The 573-nt window shown below is 43.8% G+C and carries 1 protein-coding gene; it reads right to left on the reverse strand.

Translation table 11 applies throughout. From position 1 onward, the window contains the following. Positions 1-69: 69 nt before the first annotated feature. Positions 70-573 (reverse strand): transposase (locus BB427_RS23590; RefSeq protein ID WP_139119106.1); only part of this gene is annotated, 504 nt, incomplete at its 5' end.

Consider the following 573-nt stretch of genomic DNA (forward strand, 5'->3'; position numbering starts at 1 on the left):
GGGGTAATCTCAGTATGCTTTATGCTTTTACGTTCTATTTATCTTGATTTGTTCTTCTGTTACTCAGTGCTACGCCGCTAAGATTTTTGGCTCGTATGTTGAGCCGTTTTTAAGTAATGCATAGGCTGTTCTAACCGTTTTGTTGGCCAATGCAATGGCAACACATTTCACACTCTTCTTGGCGAGTAGGTTTTTTATCCAGCGTTCTTTCTCTGTGGTCGCTTCTTTATGTTTTAGCCTACTGACTACCGTTCTTGCACCGAGAAACAGGTTTTTCCTTAATGTATCGCCTCGTCTTTTGGGGATATGACCTATCTTGGCTTTTCCGCCTGATGAGTGCTGTGTCGGTGTAACACCAGCACATGCCGCCGCCCCTCTGGCATCACTAAATTGTGAGGTATTGCCTAAAAAGGACAACAGCTCTATCGCGGTAATAGGGCCAACACCTTCTAATGCCATTAAACGCTGGCAACTGTCATTTTGCTTGGTTATCGCTTCAACTTGTTTATGTAGTTGTGCTTTAGCGGCACATTGTGTTTTATATAGCTCGTAACTCACCGCGAGTGCTTGTTT

Origin of the sequence: Pseudoalteromonas sp. BMB, assembly GCF_001709235.1 — a bacterium.
Taxonomy (GTDB): domain Bacteria; phylum Pseudomonadota; class Gammaproteobacteria; order Enterobacterales; family Alteromonadaceae; genus Pseudoalteromonas; species Pseudoalteromonas maricaloris.